Source organism: Anaeromicrobium sp., assembly GCF_025210435.1.
Lineage (GTDB): Bacteria > Bacillota > Clostridia > Peptostreptococcales > Thermotaleaceae > Anaeromicrobium.
In genome coordinates this window covers 1-19809 of the sequence record NZ_JAOART010000090.1, presented here as the reverse complement: position 1 = coordinate 19809, position 19809 = coordinate 1, and the positions used below count along the sequence as shown (strand labels likewise).

General features: G+C 30.2%; 17 protein-coding genes and 2 riboswitches. Of the genes, 6 read left to right on the top strand and 11 right to left on the bottom strand.

The genetic code is table 11. From position 1 onward, the window contains the following. Positions 1 to 8 precede the first annotated feature (8 nt). Positions 9 to 395: a glycine cleavage system protein GcvH gene (gcvH, locus tag N4A57_RS10905; protein WP_293658029.1), complete on the bottom strand. Its 387-nt coding sequence runs from the start codon at positions 393 to 395 to the stop codon at positions 9 to 11. Positions 396 to 483: 88 nt separating this feature from the next. After that, positions 484 to 1590: a glycine cleavage system aminomethyltransferase GcvT gene (gcvT, locus tag N4A57_RS10900; protein ID WP_293658028.1), complete on the bottom strand. Its 1107-nt coding sequence runs from the start codon at positions 1588 to 1590 to the stop codon at positions 484 to 486. A 221-nt stretch (positions 1591 to 1811) separates the two neighbouring features. Continuing rightward, positions 1812 to 1892: riboswitch (glycine riboswitch) on the bottom strand. Between the two features lie 3 nt (positions 1893 to 1895). Next, positions 1896 to 1996, bottom strand: a riboswitch (glycine riboswitch). 357 nt (positions 1997 to 2353) lie between these two features. On the opposite strand from gcvT, the gene N4A57_RS10895 reads away from it, so the two are divergent. Next, entirely contained in the window at positions 2354 to 4255 is a 1902-nt protein-coding gene (locus N4A57_RS10895) for an ABC-F family ATP-binding cassette domain-containing protein (RefSeq protein ID WP_293658027.1), read from the top strand. Positions 4256 to 4464: 209 nt separating this feature from the next. On the opposite strand, the gene deoD is transcribed toward N4A57_RS10895, so the two are convergent. Further along, on the bottom strand, positions 4465 to 5178 hold the full coding sequence (gene deoD, locus N4A57_RS10890; RefSeq protein WP_293658026.1) for a purine-nucleoside phosphorylase: 714 nt from the start codon (positions 5176 to 5178) through the stop codon (positions 4465 to 4467). 54 nt (positions 5179 to 5232) lie between these two features. Next, positions 5233 to 5922 carry a Crp/Fnr family transcriptional regulator gene (locus N4A57_RS10885; protein ID WP_293658025.1) on the bottom strand — a complete coding sequence of 230 codons (690 nt, stop codon included), beginning with the start codon at positions 5920 to 5922 and terminating at the stop codon, positions 5233 to 5235. Positions 5923 to 6335: 413 nt separating this feature from the next. On the opposite strand from N4A57_RS10885, the gene N4A57_RS10880 reads away from it, so the two are divergent. From N4A57_RS10880 to N4A57_RS10865, 4 genes are all read left to right on the top strand, one after another. Continuing rightward, positions 6336 to 7415 (top strand): HD-GYP domain-containing protein, encoded by a 1080-nt coding sequence (locus N4A57_RS10880; RefSeq protein ID WP_293658024.1) that lies wholly within the window; start codon positions 6336 to 6338, stop codon positions 7413 to 7415. Between the two features lie 174 nt (positions 7416 to 7589). Next, positions 7590 to 9698, top strand: coding sequence for a BglG family transcription antiterminator (locus tag N4A57_RS10875; RefSeq protein ID WP_293658023.1), 2109 nt, complete (start codon positions 7590 to 7592; stop codon positions 9696 to 9698). Between the two features lie 3 nt (positions 9699 to 9701). Next, entirely contained in the window at positions 9702 to 9986 is a 285-nt protein-coding gene (locus tag N4A57_RS10870) for a PTS sugar transporter subunit IIB (protein WP_293658022.1), read from the top strand. Then, positions 9973 to 11268, top strand: coding sequence for a PTS transporter subunit IIC (locus N4A57_RS10865; RefSeq protein ID WP_293658021.1), 1296 nt, complete (start codon positions 9973 to 9975; stop codon positions 11266 to 11268). Before N4A57_RS10870 ends, N4A57_RS10865 begins: the two co-directional genes overlap by 14 nt. Before the next feature lie 311 nt (positions 11269 to 11579). Here N4A57_RS10865 and N4A57_RS10860 read toward each other — a convergent pair whose 3' ends face one another. Beyond that, the gene (locus N4A57_RS10860) at positions 11580 to 12932 is read right to left on the bottom strand and encodes an MFS transporter (RefSeq protein WP_293658020.1); all 1353 of its coding nucleotides are present in this window, start codon (positions 12930 to 12932) and stop codon (positions 11580 to 11582) included. A 342-nt stretch (positions 12933 to 13274) separates the two neighbouring features. Between N4A57_RS10860 and N4A57_RS10855 the strand changes: the two genes are divergently transcribed. Next, positions 13275 to 14285 (top strand): ABC transporter substrate-binding protein, encoded by a 1011-nt coding sequence (locus tag N4A57_RS10855; RefSeq protein WP_293658019.1) that lies wholly within the window; start codon positions 13275 to 13277, stop codon positions 14283 to 14285. Positions 14286 to 14318: 33 nt separating this feature from the next. On the opposite strand, the gene N4A57_RS10850 is transcribed toward N4A57_RS10855, so the two are convergent. The 6 genes from N4A57_RS10850 to N4A57_RS10825 all read right to left on the bottom strand — a co-directional run. Next, on the bottom strand, positions 14319 to 15962 hold the full coding sequence (locus tag N4A57_RS10850) for a YegS/Rv2252/BmrU family lipid kinase (protein ID WP_293658018.1): 1644 nt from the start codon (positions 15960 to 15962) through the stop codon (positions 14319 to 14321). Between the two features lie 177 nt (positions 15963 to 16139). After that, complete coding sequence (locus N4A57_RS10845) at positions 16140 to 16340, bottom strand: cold-shock protein (protein ID WP_293658017.1); 201 nt, start codon at positions 16338 to 16340, stop codon at positions 16140 to 16142. A 199-nt stretch (positions 16341 to 16539) separates the two neighbouring features. Next, complete coding sequence (locus N4A57_RS10840; RefSeq protein ID WP_293658016.1) at positions 16540 to 16971, bottom strand: GNAT family N-acetyltransferase; 432 nt, start codon at positions 16969 to 16971, stop codon at positions 16540 to 16542. Positions 16972 to 17014: 43 nt separating this feature from the next. Continuing rightward, the gene (locus N4A57_RS10835; protein ID WP_293658015.1) at positions 17015 to 17899 is read right to left on the bottom strand and encodes a transposase; all 885 of its coding nucleotides are present in this window, start codon (positions 17897 to 17899) and stop codon (positions 17015 to 17017) included. 428 nt (positions 17900 to 18327) lie between these two features. Next, positions 18328 to 19155: an Rpn family recombination-promoting nuclease/putative transposase gene (locus tag N4A57_RS10830; protein ID WP_293658014.1), complete on the bottom strand. Its 828-nt coding sequence runs from the start codon at positions 19153 to 19155 to the stop codon at positions 18328 to 18330. 293 nt (positions 19156 to 19448) lie between these two features. Then, on the bottom strand, positions 19449 to 19809 hold a 361-nt coding region (locus tag N4A57_RS10825), incomplete at its 5' end, for an RHS repeat domain-containing protein (protein WP_293658013.1).

Below are 19809 nucleotides of genomic sequence, written 5' to 3'. Positions count from 1 at the left end.
ACTAATTTTTAGTGGCTTTCACTTTCACAAAAGGCCTTATAATCTTCTGGACTCATTAATCCCTCTAATTCTGATGAATCAGCGATTTTAACCTTTAATATCCAACTTTCAAAGGGACTTTCATTTAAAAGTTCTGGTGAATCTTCTAATTCTTCATTTATTTCTGTAACTGTTCCTGATAGGGGTATGTAAGAATCAGATGCAGCCTTAACAGATTCAATAACACCAAACACATCCCCAGCATTTAGTTCATCATCAATCTCAGGCATTTCCACATAAACGATTTCCCCCAGGGCATGTTGAGCATAATCCGTAATTCCTATAGAAGCTGCATCTCCCTCGACTTTAACCCACTCATGATCCTTTGAATAATAAACTCCTTCTACTATTTTCATAATAAAATTCCTCCCTTAATGACTTTTTTAATATATTTTCCTGAAATAGGCACACATAAAGCTGGTTTATAAATACGAAATCTATATTCTATTTCTTATAATTCTTAGTATAAAATCTCTTGCTTACCACTTGAGCCTTTGCCAATCGCTTTCTAACTTTTATCTCAATCTGGGTCCCTAGTTTTGAATACTCTATAGGAACCATGGCAAATCCTATATTTTTCTTCACTGTAGGAGCAGCATATCCAGTAGTAACAAATCCTATTTCTTTTCCATCTGCCCATACTTCATAACCATGCCTAGGAATTCCCTTATCTATCATTTCAAAACCTACTATCTTTCTCTTTAATCCTTCTGCCTTTTGCTTAACTAAAGCTTCCTTTCCTATAAAATCATCCCCATCTAATTTTACGAAAAATCCAAGACCTGCCTCTAGTGGAGTTATGTCCTTAGTTAATTCATTTCCATAAAGGGGTAATGTGGCTTCAAATCTTAAAGTATCCCTAGCCCCTAAACCTACTGGTCTTAATCCTAGATCTTTTCCTTCTTCCATAAGTCTGTCCCAAACCGTCTCTGCCTTATGATGATCTAAATAAATTTCAAAACCATCTTCTCCCGTATATCCAGTTCGAGAAACTAGACAATTGGCTCCAGCCACATTAACATTTCTATTACAGTAGAAGAATTTTATTTGGCTCAAATCTGTATCCGTTAACTTTTGTAGTATCTCTTGAGCATGGGGTCCCTGTATGGCCAATTGAGATATGTTATCTGATATATTCTCAACATCTATATCATATCTAGCTGAATTCTTTTCCATCCAGTGAAAATCCTTATCCACATTACTAGCATTTATTACAAGGAAGAAATGTTCTTCATTGAACCTATATACTAATAAATCATCAACTACTCCACCATGTTCATAGCACATGAATGTATATAGGACCTGATTATCCTCAAGGGCAGATACATCATTAGTTACTAAATTTTGCACAAACTTAAAGGCTTCCTTACCTTTAACTTCCACTTCTCCCATATGAGATACGTCAAATAAGCCAGCCTTATTTCTAGTACCTTCATGCTCTTGAGTTATGCCCTCATATTGAACTGGAAGTTCCCACCCTGAGAAGTCTATTATCTTTCCCCCATGTTTTTTATGGGCATTAAAAAGAGCCGTCCTTTTAAGATCTGACATTTCATTTCCCCTCCTTAAATAATTCTTTTATCTACTCTAAATATGGTTCTCATTTCTTATGAAAAACATGTATAGATTGGTCAATTGAAATCTTTCATCATATATGGATTTATGTACACTAAGCTTTCTTTATACAGTAACTTGCCTATGAATGTAAGGATTTATACCTCATATAAAAGAGGGATATAAAGGCATGACAATTTCTCAATGCCTTCATATCCCTCTGTCCTTTTTTACCTGAGAGCTTCTACACCTTACAGTGTATTTCCCCTTCGGCGTGGAAAATATCCAACTTTCCAGAGACCCATCAGATAACGATACTTTTGCCTGTAAGTTTCTGAGAAAATTTGGCTTTTCTCCCATTGCCTCTTCGGCTATCTTTAAAGATATCTCACGCTATCCTCATTTGGATAATCATATTTTCATATTTGTATTTATATTACAGCACTTTTCTGAATATTTCAATAATAGATATTAACTTAACACATTTGAAACTTATATATATTTTTCCAACCAATTAATGTATTTCTATTGATCCATTGTAACAACTGGCCTTTATTCCTTTAGTATCATATGGTATTCATATTTTTTTAATGCTATATGATGGATTTTTTCTTGTTTTATAGACATATTTTTCATTTTTTCTTCATTATTAGTAGTTTTTTTCACATTTTCTATTTCTTACTTCCCCTTTGTAAATATATATATATGGATCTATATATGATAAAATATAAACATTAAAAATATAAAAGGATGGTTTAACATGAACGTTTTATCTGTAGAAAATATTACAAAAACTTATGGAGAAAAAATACTATTTAAGGATATTTCTTTTAACATATCAGATGCTGAGAAAATAGGCATAATCGGAACCAATGGTACAGGGAAGTCATCCCTATTAAAAATATTAGGGGGCATAGACTCACCTGATTCTGGAACTATAAAAATCCCAAATGGAATAAGAATAGAATATCTTCCTCAAAATCCTGAATTTGATCCGGATGCCACTATTTTAAAACAAATATTTAGGGGAGAATCTCCCATTCTCAAATTAATAAGGGAATATGAAAGTACACTAGAAGAAGTTTCTGAAAATCCAAATAACCCTAGCCTTCAAGATAAGCTGTTAAAACTTACAGACCAAATGAATGGACAAGACGCTTGGGAACTAGAAAGTCAAGTTAAAACAGTTCTTACAAAACTAGGTATAACCAGTTTTAATAAAAAAATGAAAGAATTATCTGGAGGGCAAAAGAAAAGGGTAGCACTAGCTAGTGCTCTAATAAGCCCTTGTGATTTATTAATATTAGATGAGCCTACAAACCATATGGATAATATGACTATTGATTGGTTAGAAAAATATTTAGCCACTAGAAAAGGGGCCCTTTTAATGATTACCCACGATAGATATTTCTTAGATAGGGTAGTTAATAAAACTTTAGAACTAGATAAGGGTAAAATGTATACTTACATGGGTAATTACTCTTATTTTACAGAAAAGAAATTAGAGAGAAAAGACTTAGAGTCTTCCATGGAGAAAAAGCGTCAATCCCTTTATAAAAAGGAGCTTGAATGGATTCGAACTGGTGCTAAAGCAAGAACCACTAAACAAAAGGCAAGAATTCAAAGATTTGAAGATTTAAAAGAAAAGAAAATAAATATAGAAGAAGAAAATTTAGAAATATCTGTAGGACACTCTAGGCTTGGTAAAAAAATCATAGAAATAAATAATATATCAAAATCATTCCCTGGAAATGACCTTATAAAAAACTTTAATTATACCTTTGTAAAGGAAGATAAGATAGGTATTATAGGTCCTAATGGAATGGGTAAATCCACTTTACTTAATCTAATAACAGGAAAACTACCTTTAGATGGGGGATCTATAGATATAGGCCCCACTGTTAAAATTGGATACTTTTCACAAGAGTCCCAAGATATGAACCCAAATCTAAGGGCCATAGAATATATTAAGGAAGTTGCCGAATTTGTAACTACTGCTGATGGTACTAAAATCAGTGCTTCTCAAATGATGGAAAGATTCTTATTTACAAGTCATATGCAATGGACTTATATATACAAGCTATCTGGTGGAGAAAGAAGAAGGCTATACCTTTTAAGTGTGTTAATGATGGCTCCTAACCTATTAATACTAGATGAGCCTACTAACGATTTAGACATTGATACATTAAAGGTTCTTGAAAGTTATATAGACGAGTTTATGGGTCCTGTTATTACAGTATCCCATGATAGATATTTCCTAGATAGAATATGTAATAAAATTTTGTCCTTTGAGGGCCAGGGGCAAATAGTTGAAAATGTAGGTAATTATTCTGATTATATGGCCAAGCAGGAAGAATTAACTAAACACATAGGAAGTTCTTCTGAAAATATCAAGAAGACACCAAAGGAAAAAAGGGTTAGACAGCAAAAGCTAAAATTTTCATATAAAGAAGAAAAGGAATATGAGACTATAGAAGAAGATATAGAAAAACTAGAGGATAAAATAAATAATATAGATAAAAAAATGGAAACTTGCACTACTGATTTTACTAAACTACAAGAACTCACAGAAGAAAAGGAAAAATTGGAAGAAGAATTGTTATACAAACTTGAAAGACAGGAATATTTAGATGACTTAGCCAAAAAAATTAAGAATCAATAAAAAAATTAGGGAGACCTTAGAAATGATTTTTTAAGGCATATGAAAGAAATAAACTAGTCAGTTCTCTGAGGGATTTGGATTATTTTCAAGGCATGGTGAGCCAGCATATTAAACATATGTAAGCGATTCCATAACGAAGAAAATATTTCAAATAACCAGTGAAATGACTAATTTATTTTTTGAATATGCCTAAGTCTCCCTTAATTTTATTATTCAGCTAATTCTAAAGCAATTTTCATCATATTTGTAAATGAGTTTTGTCTTTCTTCAGATGTAGTTAATTCATGAGTTACTAAATTATCTGAAACAGTTAATAGACAAGCTGCATTTTTTCCTAATACATTTGCATTATGGAATAGTGCAAATGCTTCCATTTCCACTGCAACGCATCCGTGATTTTTATGAATGTCCTTGTATTCCTCAAAATTTTCACGATAAAATACGTCAGATGAGTGAATTCTTTCCTTATGTATTTCCATTCCCAAGTCTCCTGCGATTTTTTCTAACTTGCTATTTAACTGGGCAGATGCCTCAATTACATCCTTGTCATATCCATTTTGAACCTTAGCAAATGTAGATTCACTCCAAACGTCCTTAGATAATATTACATCATATAAATTTAAGTCAGCAGTGTAAGCTCCACAAGAACCTATACGTACAATATTTTCTACTTCATAAAACTTAAATAATTCATAGGAATAAATTCCAATACTAGGCATTCCCATACCACTAGCCATTACAGAAATTCTACGTCCTTTATATGTTCCTGTATATCCAAACACATTACGTACCCTATTAAATTCTTGAACATCTTCTAAAAATGTATCTGCAATAAATTTTGCACGTAATGGATCTCCTGGCATTAATACTGTTTTTGCAATAATTCCTTGTTCTTTTACTTCAATATGTGGTGTTGGTATCATATTGAAACCTCCTTATAGTTGTATTTGTATTGTAAATATAAATTAAATTCATATTTATAATAATTCATCTAATTTATCTAGTAACATCTTATACTGGTTCATGTCCACCTGAATTTTACCCGTATTAATCGTAACTAGCCCTGTATCTTTTAGTTTTCTAATATTCCTTTGTACTGTCCTTAGACTAATACCCAATTGATCAGCTATTTCTTGACGTTTTTTATGGATAAGGGCTACTTTTCCTTCTTCCATACTATCTCGTACGGCTTCAATAATAAATGATACTAAAGTATACATGGTTGAATTTAATAATAATCTTCCATTTGAATAGGCCGTATCATAAAAATCATTTGAAATCTTTTTTGCTATCATAAGTGCTAAATAATGATCCTTTTCTATCCACTCTAAAAAATCCTCTTTTGAAATCCTTAAGGCAATACATTCAGTAACCGTTTCAACTGAGGCTGCGATTTTATCCTTTGAGGATAAAACTTCTATTATGCCCACAAAGTTCATATCCTTTAACTTTGCAGTTTCAAGTATCTTTCCATTTTTAAATTCATTAAAAATTTTTAAAGTTCCTAAATAGATTATATAAATAAATGTAGGCTTCTGATCTTTTTTTACCAAAAGAGTTTTAGGTTGAAATTTTTGTACTACACACCTTTTTCTTATTTGATCAGGCATTCCCCTTAATAAATGGGACAGATTAGTTTTATTATTAATAAAGTCCTCAATGAACATACAAATTCCTCATTTGTAGAAAAATTTAAGATACAATTACCATATAAATAATTATGCTAATATTATCTTACCCAAAATTATAACAAAAATACAATTTAAAAAAAATGCCAATTGGCATTTTTTTGTTCTTTTTTCATTTATTTTTATACAGCCCTAGAAATTTTTAAATAGTCGTTTCATTTCTTCTTTTAATTTTTTTCATATGCCTAATTTTCTTTCAAAAAACGACTAATTATTTGATTATTAACAGGGAAAAGTATAATATATTAAGTAGAAAAGTATTTTATCCTATATATGGATAATTAAATTGAAAATTTATGCTATAATATATGGACTTGGTACCAAATTTCAAGGTTTATAAATAATATTTGGTTCAATCTTTATTTTCAAAACTATAGTAGGAGGGCATACCAATGAGATTTGTACCAACCCTTTGTTTAAGAGAAGGTATGATAGTAGGTAAAAAGCTATATGGAAACAATGAACAAGTATTAATTGCTGAAAAAACAGAACTAAAGCAAACTTATATAGATAAAATTAAACTTTTAGGATTTAGTGGCGTTTATGTGGAAGACAATATTTCAAAGGATATCCACATTGAAACTATGATCAATGAGGATTTAAGAATAAAAGCAGTTAAGGGTATTAAAGAATTGTTTGTAGCATCAGAAAAAGGTAGTAAATTTTCCACCCCTAAAATTGACAAGGCTAAATTAATGGTTGAAAGTATAATAAGAAATATACTGGAAAATAAAAATTTAATGGTTAACATGATTGATTTAAAGACCTTTGATGATTATACCTTTTATCATTCTGTAAACGTGGCCGTATTATCAATCGTAATTGGAGTTGCATTAGATTTAAACAAAAACGAACTATACAAACTTGGTTTAGGAGCCCTAATGCATGATATAGGTAAAGTCTTCATAGAAAAAGAAATTTTAAATAAAAAGGGTAAATTAACAGATAATGAATATGTACAAGTAAAAGGACATTCGGAACTGGGATATAGGTATTTGAAAGAAAATTTTGATATTCCCATTACATCTTACGTGAGTGCTTTGCAACATCACGAAAGATTTGATGGTAATGGCTATCCTGATGGAAAAAGTGGAAAAAACATTTCCCTATTTGGAAGAATAATAAGTATTACAGACGTATATGATGCATTAACTTCCGACAGACCCTATAGAAAAGCCTTACTTCCATCTGATGCAATAGAATATATTATGGCTAATAGTGGCTCCATGTTTGATCCAGATTTAGTAAAAATATTTGTAAGGAAAATTGCACCATATCCTATTGGAACATGTGTAAGACTTAGTAATAATATCAGGGCTATTGTTGTAGATAATTATGAGTATTTTGTTATGAGACCAAAACTAAAAATACTAACGGATGAAAACAAAAACCCTGTAGAACCCTATTATATTGATTTGAAAAATGATAAAAACAGTATGAATATTACAATCGTTGATATTGTAGATATGTAATCCCTAAAGGATCTTATAGATCCTTTAGGGATTTATTATTTATATACCTATACAACTCATACTTTCTTCATTACACATATATTAAATAAATGGTTAGTTATGGTATACTTATATGATGAAAACTGTTTAATAAGCCTATTATTAGACTTTCTTATAGGCTAAAGGAGATCTTTTATGACTTTAAAAAATAGAACTTTACAACAAATTATAGATATTTTAAATTCAGATACCTATATACCCTATAGTTTTTTCACAACAAAATACAATATAAGCGAAAGATCTTTAAGAAATGATTTAACCCTAATAGATAAATGGCTTTCTTCAAAGAAATTACCTATTCTTAAAAGAAATAAATTTGAGGGTATATTTTTAGATGTTACTCCACTTATTAAAAATAGAATTATTGGTAAATTTAAAGACCTTTCCCTTAAATTGTATGTAAAGAATAGCTATGAACGAAGTATTTTCATATTAATAGAACTGTTTTTTAAAGATTCTATGACCTTATATCAATTAAGTGATTCATTAAATGTGAGTAGAAATTCCATACTAAAAGATTTAAAATGGATAGAATCCTATGTGAAAAACTTTAATTGTAAATTAGAAAAGAAAAAAAGAGTAGGCCTATATATAGAGGGTAGTGAATATAACATTCGTAATATGTACATAAATCTCTTAATAGACCATTGTCAACTGGACCGTTGGGATATATTTTCTAATGAGATAATAGATGAAAACTACGATTTCTTTTACAGAAAATTAATAAATCGAATATTTGAATGCCTAGATAAAACTTTTTTAATAAATACTATGGAAGCTCTAGAAGAACACCTATCATTAAAGTATACGGATAGGTCTAAATATATGACCATGGCAGCCATGGCCGTTACCAAATGTAGAGTATTAAATGGAAAATATATAAGCTTTAACAAAATATTATTTTATGAAACTTTAAAAATATCTAAAGAATATAGAGTTCTAAAGGACCTACTTGAAAGTTCCTTTAACTCTTTTAAATCCTGGAATAAGGAAATCGCTTATATATCCATATATTTACTTACTAAAAGGGTTTTAGATGGTAGTATTGAAGAAAATAGTTTTGATAATTTAAAGGAAATCGTTCATAATATGATAAAAATAATGGAGGATTACTCTAATACTAAGATTAAAAATAGAGAAAAACTATTAAAGGGTCTGGTCCTTCATTTAGAACCAGCCATATATAGGATGAAATATGGTATCCATATAGAAAACTCATCTATAGATCATATTAAAACTAAATATACCTCTGCATATAATGCTTCAAAAATGGCTTGTAGCTTCTTAGGAGAACAACTAAAACTAACTATTCCAGAGGAAGAAATATGTTATGTTGCCATTCATTTTGGAAGTGCCATAGAAACTCAAAATAAAATAATTCAGACAAATGTAGTTCTCGTATGTAATGCAGGTATAAGTACAGTAAAAGTGTTAGAAAAATCTCTAGAAGAAAATTTCAGTAACTTTAAAATTATCAATATACTTAGTTATTTTGAATATATGAGAAAAAAGGATTTAATCTCTGATTTAATAATTTCTACCATTCCCTTAAAGGAGAAGGACCATAGATTCATACAAGTAAATCCATTTTTAACTAAAGAAGATATAGATAAATTATCCGGTTATCTCGTGAAGAAAAAAGAAATTGAACAAGAATCAAAATCTTTAGATCTAAAGGATATAATTGGAGTAGTGAAAAAATATTGTAACATATATGATGAAAAAAAATTGACAGAGGAATTAGATTTCCTTTTAAAGGGAATGAAACAGCCTTCCCTATTAGATCTAATAAGTAAAGATAGGTTCCACATGATAGATAGTATTAATACCTGGGAAAATAGTATAGACTTAGCCAGTAGTCCCCTTTTAGCTGATGGCATAATAACAGAAAACTATATTAACGTTATGAAAAATAATATAAACAGACTTCGTGCATATGTGGTTATTAAAAAGGGTGTGGCCATCCCCCATGCTAAACCTAATGACGGTGCATTAAAACTGGGATTTAGCCTTTTATTAATTAAAAAGGGAGTAAATTTTAATCACAAAAAAAACGATCCTGTTAATGTGGTTTTAGTAACATCTTCCCTGGATAGAATAAGCCATCTAAAGGCCTTAAACGAGTTTTTAGATATTGTAAAAAAAGATACAAATATGAAAAAATTAATGAAAGTTAATAATTATAGTGAATTCAAAGAACTTATAGAAATCCTACTAAAAAAAGACAATAGAAGGAGAATGTAGACTATGCTAAATATAATTGTTGTATGTGGTATGGGATTAGGAAGTAGCCACTATATTTCTATGAACGTAATAGATATTATAAAGTCTCATGAAATTCATGCTACAGTAGAAAACTGTGATCTTCTAAGTGCTTTTTCAAAGGAAGGCCATATATTCATAGGTGCAGATTATTTTATGGAACAATTAGAGGAAAAACCTTTCAAAGTATGTCTTCATGATTTATTTGACAAAATAGAACTAGAAAAAAAATTCTTAGAGGCGGTGGACTCATTCTATGGATCTAATTAAAGCCTTAGGAGTAAATATATTTAAAAATACATACCTTATAATTGCCTTTTACATGTTTTTAGGGTCCTTCTTTGACAAAAAAAGCATAACGAAGACCTTCAGCTCTCTTTTTAAAACTCTAATGGGCCTATTTATTATGGAAATTGGATTAGAAGTAATAATTAGTAGTGTAAGTAATTTAAACTATATGATTCCAAGGGCCTTTAAGTTCATCAGTATAATTCCACAAAACGAAGGAGCTGCCGCCCTTGGAGAGTTTAGATATGGTGATGTAATTAATAGCATCATGTTTATAGGTATGATAGTAAATCTTTTAATGGCTAAATTTACCCGGTTTAAATATATCTTTTTAACAGGACAACAAATCATATACATGAGTAGTTTATTGGCCATAATATTTATACCTCTAGGAGTAGATAGTCACAAAGCATCCTTAGTGGGAGGAATTCTCCTTGGCATATTAATGAGTGTTCTTCCAAGCTTAATTCACCCCTATACTATGAAAATAACTAAAAATAAAAATATAACGGTAGGTCATTTTAGTACTATAGGTTTTTATCTTAGCTGTAAAATAGGTGAAATAGTAGGGTCTACTTCACGAAGGATAAACCTTAGTAGGAATCTATTTACTCCTATAAAAAATAAAAACATGAGTCTCAAAAAATTAAATATAATGTTTTTAGACTCTACCTTAATAACAGCCATTTTTATGGTTATAATATTTCTCTTAAGTGCCCTGTTATCTGGAAAAGAATACGTGGAGGACATAAGTGGCGGTAGTAGTTTTATAATATTTTCATTTAAGCAAGCCCTAATTTTTGCCTGTGGCGTATATATAATTTTAACGGGAGTTAGAATGCTAATCCAAGAAATAATCCCGGCATTTAGGTCTGTAGCTAAAAAGATTGTACCAGAAGCAATAGTTGCCCTTGATGTATCCATACTATTTCCCTATAAGGAAAATATCATGTTATTAGGATTCATATTTAGTTTTTTAGGTGGTTTATTGGCAACTTTCATAACTTCTATCAATAGTGTTTTAGTAGTTCTTCCATCCATATTAATACACTTCTTCACAGGTGGTGGTTGTGGAATATACGCATATACTACCGGTGGAAAAAAGGGATGCGTCCTAGGATCATTTATAATGGGATTTGTCATAAGTCTAACGCCATTTTTATTAATTGACCACTATAAAAGTATTGGTTTTAGTAGAATAGTTTTTGGTGAGATAGATCTTTCTTTAGTAGGATTTGTGTTAAAGAAAATAATAGAATTATAAAAGGGATGGTTAAATAACCATCCCTTTTCCCATAATTGAGGATATTATAGGAATACTAATTCTGCACATAGGGGACAAGGGCTGGAGTTCCCTTTTCAAATGTCCCTAGGGCAATCTGTCTTTCATATATAATATAAGGCATATTCAAAAAATAAATTAGTCATTTCACTGGTTATTTGAATTATTTTCTTCGTTATGGAATCGCTTATATATGTTCAATATGCTCCCTCACCATGCCTTGAAAATAATCCAAATCCCTCAGGAAATTCACTAGTTTATTTTTTTCATATTCCTAAGTAAGTTAAGCTTAATTAAGCTGCCTTTTTACTTTGTGATCTTACACTGTTAGTATCTGCATTCCAAGTAAATGCAAGGAATATACTTGCTAATACAGATGCACCAATCATGAATGTGAAACCAGAGTTCCATCCATAGTTATCAACAATATATCCAATAGCAACATTAGCCATTACTGAACCACCTAGGTATCCAAATAATCCTGTAAATCCAGCTGCTGTTCCTGCTGCTTTCTTAGGTACATAGTCAATTGCTGCAACACCGATAAGCATTACTGGTCCATAGATTAAAGCACCAATCATTGCTACAGATAAGTTAATAAGGAATACACTTGTACTTGTCCAGTATGTAAATAATGCTGCTGTTACCCCTATCATACAAATAATTCCTATAGGAGCACGTCTTCCTTTGAATATTTTATCACTAATCCATCCAACTATAATAGTTCCTGGAATAGCTGCAAACTCAAATAAGAAGAATGACCAGCTTGAACTTTCCATATCAAAGCCCTTAACTTCTGTTAAATAAACTGGTACCCAGTCCATAACACCATATCTTACAAGGTATACAAATATGTTAGCTATAGCTATAGCCCATACAAATTTATTAGTTAAAACATAATCAAAAAGAATCTCTTTAGTAGTAAGTTCTCTTTCATTTTCTTCAATTTGTTTCTTGTCAACATTTTCTGGATAATCGTTCATATATTCTTCAATAGGAGGTAATCCTACAGATTGAGGAGTATCTCTTGCAAAGAAAATAATTCCTAATGCTACTAATATACAGATAATAGCTGGTAAATAGAATACACCTGCTTGCCAAGTAGCTAGGGCACCTACACCAAACATTGCAAGTGGTGCTATGATACCTCCACCAATGTTGTGTGCTGTATTCCACCAAGCCATTTTAGTTCCACGCTCTTTATTAGAGTACCAGTGAGCCATGATTCTACCACATGGTGGCCATCCCATACCTTGGAACCATCCATTTAAACACATTAATACGAATAATAAAGTTACACTTGTAGTAAATCCAAATGCAATATTAACAAATGCTGATAATATAAGTCCTGCTGCCATAAAATATCGAGGGTTACATCTATCAGATACATTACCCATTATAAATTTACTAAGTCCATAAGCAATACCTAAACCGGAACCAATAAAACCGATTTGAGTCTTTGTAAATCCAAGTTCATTAATAAAGTATGGAGATCCAATTGCAAAATTCTTTCTTATTAAATAATAAGCTGCATATCCAATGTAAATACTAAGAAATTGTTGGATTCTATACTTTTTATAAGCTGAGTCAATTTTGTTCTTCGGTAACCTCTCTATTGGAGCTGGAGGAGCGAAAAATTTAAACATCTTATATAGCCTCCTTTTTTAAAATCTTTTTTTTGCCGTTAATTTTTATTTATTACTTTTCGCGAAAATTAATTTACAGGAATGATTATAGATATGAATACCTATTATTTCAATGTTTTTTTCCATAGTTAATAATTTCGTCAATAAACTCCTTTATTGGAAAACTTTTTCCAATTCCCCTTATTTCAACAAGGGAAAACAATTTCCTTTTATAAAAAATACTTTTTTTGCCGAATTTTTTTGTAACCTAATATATATTAAGATCTATAACTATTGTCTTTTTACATAAAAGGATTTCTGTTATGATATAGTTAAACTTAAGTTTTTATTAGGAGAATACACATGAAAAAATTTTTTGCATTTATATCAATAATAGCTATTATTTTTAGTACCCTTGCCGTTGGTCATAGGGATAAAAAATCAGATAAGGAATTAACCATATACGCTTCCCTCATGGAAGAACAAGCCATTGCAGCTGTAGACAATTTTCAGAGGCAAACTGGTATAAAAACCAATTTCATACGAATGAGTAGTGGTGAAATACTAAAGAAAATAAGGGAAGAAAAGGATTCTATGAAGGCCTCTGTCTGGTACGGTGGAACGGCTGATACTTTCATAGCAGCTTATGAAGAAGGACTTATAGAACCTTACATTTCTCCTAACGCATCCTTTATTCCACCTGAGTATAAGGATGAAGATGGAAAATGGACTGGGATCTATGTGGGCTACCTGGGATTTGTGGCCAATGACAAATGGTTAAAGAAAAATAATTTAAATATGCCCAACTCCTGGGATGATCTTTTAAAACCAGAATTTGAAGGTAATATAGTTCTTCCTAACCCTGCCACTTCTGGAACTGCTTATACTATGGTGTCTACTATAGTTCAACTTATGGGAGAAAAAGAGGGTTTTGAATACTTAAAAAAATTAGACAAACAAGTTATAAAATATACTAAATCGGGCTTAACACCAGGAATAGTAGTGGGTCTTAAGGAAGCTGGAGTAGGTGTTACATTTTTAAATAATGTGGTTAGATATAAAAAAGATGGATATAGGAACATAATAATGTCTACTCCTAAGGAAGGTACTGGTTATGAAATTGGTGCCGTTGCCCTTTTAAAGAATGCTCCAAATGAGGATGCTGCCAAAATGTTCATAGACTGGGCCCTAACTGAAAAAGCCCAAGAAATAGGTCAACAAGTTGGTTCTTATCAACTCCTTACCAATCCTAAGGCCACCCCCCCTCAAGAGCCTGCATATCTTACTAATGTAAATCTAATAGATTATGATTTCCAATATGCAGGAAAAAATAGAAATTATTTAATAGACAAGTTTATGAAAAATACTAAATAATTGAGTACGGTTAAAAAAACCGTCCTCAATTATTTATTCTAATATTTCATTTAAAAATATTTTACTACAATACTCTAGTACCCTCTCATAATCTAACTCCACAAAGTCTGTAGGTCTCACTTCCTCAGGCTTTTTATTAAAATACTCTAAATTTGCCACCTTTAACATGGTATATACAAATTGAGAACAAAACATAATATTTTTCTTGCAAGAATAGGGTAGAAAAAGTCCTAATAAATTATAAGAACTTCCCTGTTCATTTATGTTTCTGATCTCATTTAATATTATTTCCTTTTGGACTCTAGTTGCCTTTATTTTATAAACTATTATATTTGCATCCTTCTTTTTATTAAAAAATTCAATCATCTCTTGATTTAAACCTGGAGAATAAATATTTTCTCCTCCATTATAGCTAATAATAGTCTTTAATTCCTCATCAAAGGATAAAGAAGCATGGGCATATTCCCTTTTAGTAACCTTACCTATTAATTTTCCTGCTGTACTGCCTGTGCTAGACAGTACAATATATAAATAGCCATTATCTAAAGTCTCTTTAGCTTCCTTAAAGTATCCTTCTTCTAGGGATTCTTTATTCACATAACTAAAGGTATTATGTCTTGGTAAATCTTTAATTATGTTTTTTATGTCCGATACAGCAGTCACTTCTATATTAATGTGCCCTAAGGGTTTTTTCATTTCTTTTAAAACGCCCTTTGATACATTAGATACTTGTCCAAATTTATTCTTCACATCATAAAAACTAAAGAATTTTGAAGATGATTGCTCATATTCATTATTAATCATTGTATTTATTCTAAGTTTCTTATTTACCACCTTTATATCTAATGGAAAAGCACATCCCTCTTCTCCATCTAAATCTGCACTAATTTCCTCATCACATTCTATCTTAATTTGATCCGTTTGAAAGTACTTAACATAGGGACTAGAAAAATGCTCTCCATTGGCTACTTTTATGATTAGTGGCAACAAATCATACAATGGGCATTTTTTAAATATAAATATATCTAATAATCCATCATTAATAGATGCAAAGGGAGCCACCTTTTTAAATCCCCCTATTGATTTACCATTCATAATTAACATAAAATATATGTCTTCTTCATATACCATATGTTTTGTAGTAACCCTAATAGGAATACTCTTTAGACCTGATATTCCCTCTACTCCCTTTAAATATTGTTTAAACATACTTATCTTATTCTTAAAATCCTTTTCAATCTTCGCACTCATATCTACTATAAAACCAAGGCTTGCCACATTTACAAAATATCTATCATTTATACGTGCCACATCACAATAGGTATAATCATCCATTAATATTACATCTGTCATTTCTTCAATATTTTTTGGTAAATTGAAATATGCAGCATAATCATTTGAATTTCCAGCAGGCAAAATACCTATAGGTAAATTAACATCATGTTTAAGAAGTATATTAACTACCTGATTAACTGTACCGTCTCCACCTGCAATTATTATTTTTTTATATTCATCTTCCCTTAAATTTTTTATAGCCTTTTCTAATAAATCTATATGTTTCACCCTATGGGGTATTATTTGAAGATCCCGTTCTTGGAATTTTTCAATTATATAGTCTAAGTGATTTTTAAAGGACTTATTTCCTGCTATGGGATTATATATAAGCATAACTTTCATTCTGTGATACCTCCTCAACCCTTTACACTATATAATAATACCATCAATTTTTCATGTGATTCAACGTTTTTTACATATTCTGGTGCCCTATGCCCTTTATGTTCACATACACAAAGGGCATGTATCTAAGATATCCCTCTCAGACACATGCCCTATTTGTCATTTTTAATCACCAATTTATAATCTTGTAACGTTCTTAGCTTGAGGTCCCTTGTCTCCACTTTCAATGTCAAATTCAACCTCTTGACCTTCTTCTAAAGATTTAAATCCATCTCCTGCTATGGCAGAAAAGTGTACGAATATATCGTCTTCACCTTCCACAGAAATAAATCCAAATCCTTTTTCACTATTAAACCATTTTACTACTCCAGTTTTCATTAAAACATCCTCCAAAAAATTTATTAATTTGTCTTCAATTGATAATACTCATATGAGCCCTTCTTTAACAATTGATAACACATTTTCTATATTGTATTATTATCAAAATTAGCAAAAAATATTAATTTTTTATTGATTTTTTTCATTAATTATATAAATTCTCAAAAAACATCTTCAAAACCTTTATAAAGGGGTAACTTTATCTCAATTTTAAAGTACATATATACTCATCTAAACCCAATTCATTTTCCACTAACTTAGTTCTAAATCCACACTTTTTATAAAAGTTCACCATATTATGGCTAGTCTCTACTCTCATTTCATCTACCCTATCATAGGTACCTGCTTCTTTTATCATTGCCTTACCGATGCCTTTATTTCTCATCTGTTCATCTACGCTAATATGAAGAATATCTAATCTATCATTATTTATTCTCTTAAGACCTATTATTCCTAGGATCTTATCATCTTCCATGGCCTTATAAAATTTCCCCTGTTGCTTCGAATATGTACTTTGAGCCACACTTTGAACTCTTCCTATTGTGGGTCTTACCATAGAATAAAACATTAACTTTACAATATGATCATTTTCATATATTTCCTTATAATCTGTAACTTCTACTAAATTCACTAGATTTTCCTCCTGCATATGCTTTTTCACCTATTATATCATGTTATTGGTGTAAAAACCCATCAAGTATACTACTTTCTTTAGCAACTAGTTCTGCACCCATTGAAGATAATTTAGAAGCCCTAGTTTGAGTTATATTACCTAATACTTGGCAGATTTCTCTTCTATTTATGTTACAATAACAAGTCATAAAGTGGCATGCAACAGCCCTTAATTTAGTATATTTTTTATTATGTTTCATATGAATTAGATGTTTATCCATATTAAAATAATTTGTCACATATTCTATAACTGCATCTGGAGTATGATGCCTAGTTAGTATTTTTCTTTGGCTTCTATACTCTGTTCTTTCATTGCTAAAATTCACATCTATTTCATCTTTATTTTTATTAATTATTTCTAAATAATCATCTATATTGTTACTATAATTATTAGTTAAAATTTCTTCTAAAAAGTTCTTCTGTAAAATATCATGATCATTTGTCTTATAAATATATTCTCTTAAACTACTAAATGGATATTCTTCTAATGAACTTTCATACTCTACTAAATCTAGAGGAATCCTGTGAACCTTGGCAGAAAATTTAACTAATTCTTCATCCGTTTCTATTATTCTACTTTTAAACCTATCATAAAACACATGGCCATATCTCTTATACTTTCTATTATAGTATTGAGCATATGAAAAATTAATAAAATGCATTATCCTAGAAATATCTCCACCATTACAATCAATAATCAAATGTCCATAGTTTTTCATTATACAATAGGCATATATTTTAAATTTATACCTATCTTGATACTGCTTTAATAGGGTGAAATACTTGTATTTATCATCATCCTCTCTAAATAAATCTATCTCACTTATACTTCTAACCATTATATGGTATATACTTTCATCACTTTTTATCCTTGCTACTCTTGGCATTTAAATACTACCCCTTTCCTTTTTTCTATATGGGGTATTATTGGTACTTTTTTCAATTTTTATACTTCTTAGTCGTCCCTAATTTATTTTATGACTTCATCTTATTTAGCCATCTTCTTCTAGGATCTTTACATGCCATGGACCTTAGATTATATCACGCCTTTATATATTCCATATATGTCCTAAAAAACATTGACAATCCAAATTGTTTGATTATGTAAACTGATATAATAAATACAGAATACAAGAATCGTTAGATTCCCTAACTCTTCTAGAGTCTACTTTCCATTAGAAATAGAGGTTCTCAATATTGAGAACCTCTATTTTTAATTTATAAAATCATTTTAAGTTACTAAATTTTGATTTTTTCAAACTATCTGTGTGATTTCCAAATAATAACAAACTCCTATCCTCTCCTCTATTTCTTACTAATGCTTTAATCTTTTCACCTGTTCTATGGATAATCCAGTTTTTAAAGCTATTGTTTCCATATCTAAAACATCTAATAAACTTCTAGCAATTTTTATTTTTTCTTCTTCTCTAGCACTACTTATCATATTTGCTCTTTCATGTAATGATTTTTCTCTAGCTCTATATAACGCTAGAGTCTTTGGGTCACTACTTAAATGTTCTAATCTCTCTTCAGCCTTTTTTATATCCTTATCCATATCCACCAACTCCTTTAAGGTTTCATCAGATATATCGTCTCTGAGAAATGTCAACCATCTTTGTAATTTGTCTCCCTTTAAATTTTTTTCCTTCATATTCTTAAATTTAGGTGTTTCTATAAAATGTACCTCCACTAAATCAGTCAACATATAATCCTTTTCTTCATCTTCCCATAGATGAAATTTTGAATGAAATTTCTCAAGTTCTATATAATTAAAGTCTAATATGTTTATTGTTATTACCTTTGATAAATCTTTATAGTCTTGCCCTTTACCAATTCCCTCATTAAATAGTCTACCCCAATAAAATAAGGTTCTTTTATCCATATTCCTTTGATCTGTTAATTGGACTTCTATATTTATTTGCATACCATCTGCTGTTTTAGCCCGTACATCTAAGATACCCGTTTTATCATCTATCATTTCCTTAGCTAATTCTTTGTTATCTATTATTTCTAAACTTACTAACCTATTTACATCTGGTCTATCTAAAACTGCATTTAAAAATGCTATTAAATTATCTTTTACCTCATTTTCTCCAAATAATTTTTTAAATATGAAATCGTTTAGGGGCTTTAATCTCTCCATGTTATCATCCCTTTCATACTTATATTATATAATATTTGAGGCATTATAATCAATTTAAAGAAGATTTTCTAGGTCAAGGAATCAAGGAATAGTTCACTGTCAAGATATGCCTGTCTTATAGTAAAACGAAAAAAGCCAACGGATTTTTCTCCGTTGACTTCTTCGTTTTATTATTCATTTTCTCAATAGCTCACTACAGAATTTAGATTATCTAGTCAGTTTTAAATTTAATAATTCCTTGAGTTTGGGATATAATAAAAAAATAAACCGCTATAACTGTTGTTGTTAAAGGGTTATGGCTGTTTATGTTCTAAAAATGTATGTTGTAAAATACTTGTACCTTGTAATTTCCATGTGTAAGTGGAATTAGGCTTATTTAAATAACCATTTTCTACCTTTACCTCATTACCAAGTCCATCATAACTCTTTCTAACAGCTAGTCCATCTTCATCTGTGGCAACTACTATGTTATTTATATTGTCATAGGCTATGGTCTTTTTTGTCTTATCAAAATTTATATATTCTGTTAATCTACCTAATTTATCATATATATACTTTTCAAATTTATTATTTGGATTAATATATTTTATTAGGTTTCCTGTGTTGTAGTCATATTCAAACTTTTCTACTACATTTTGTTTATTTTCACTTATT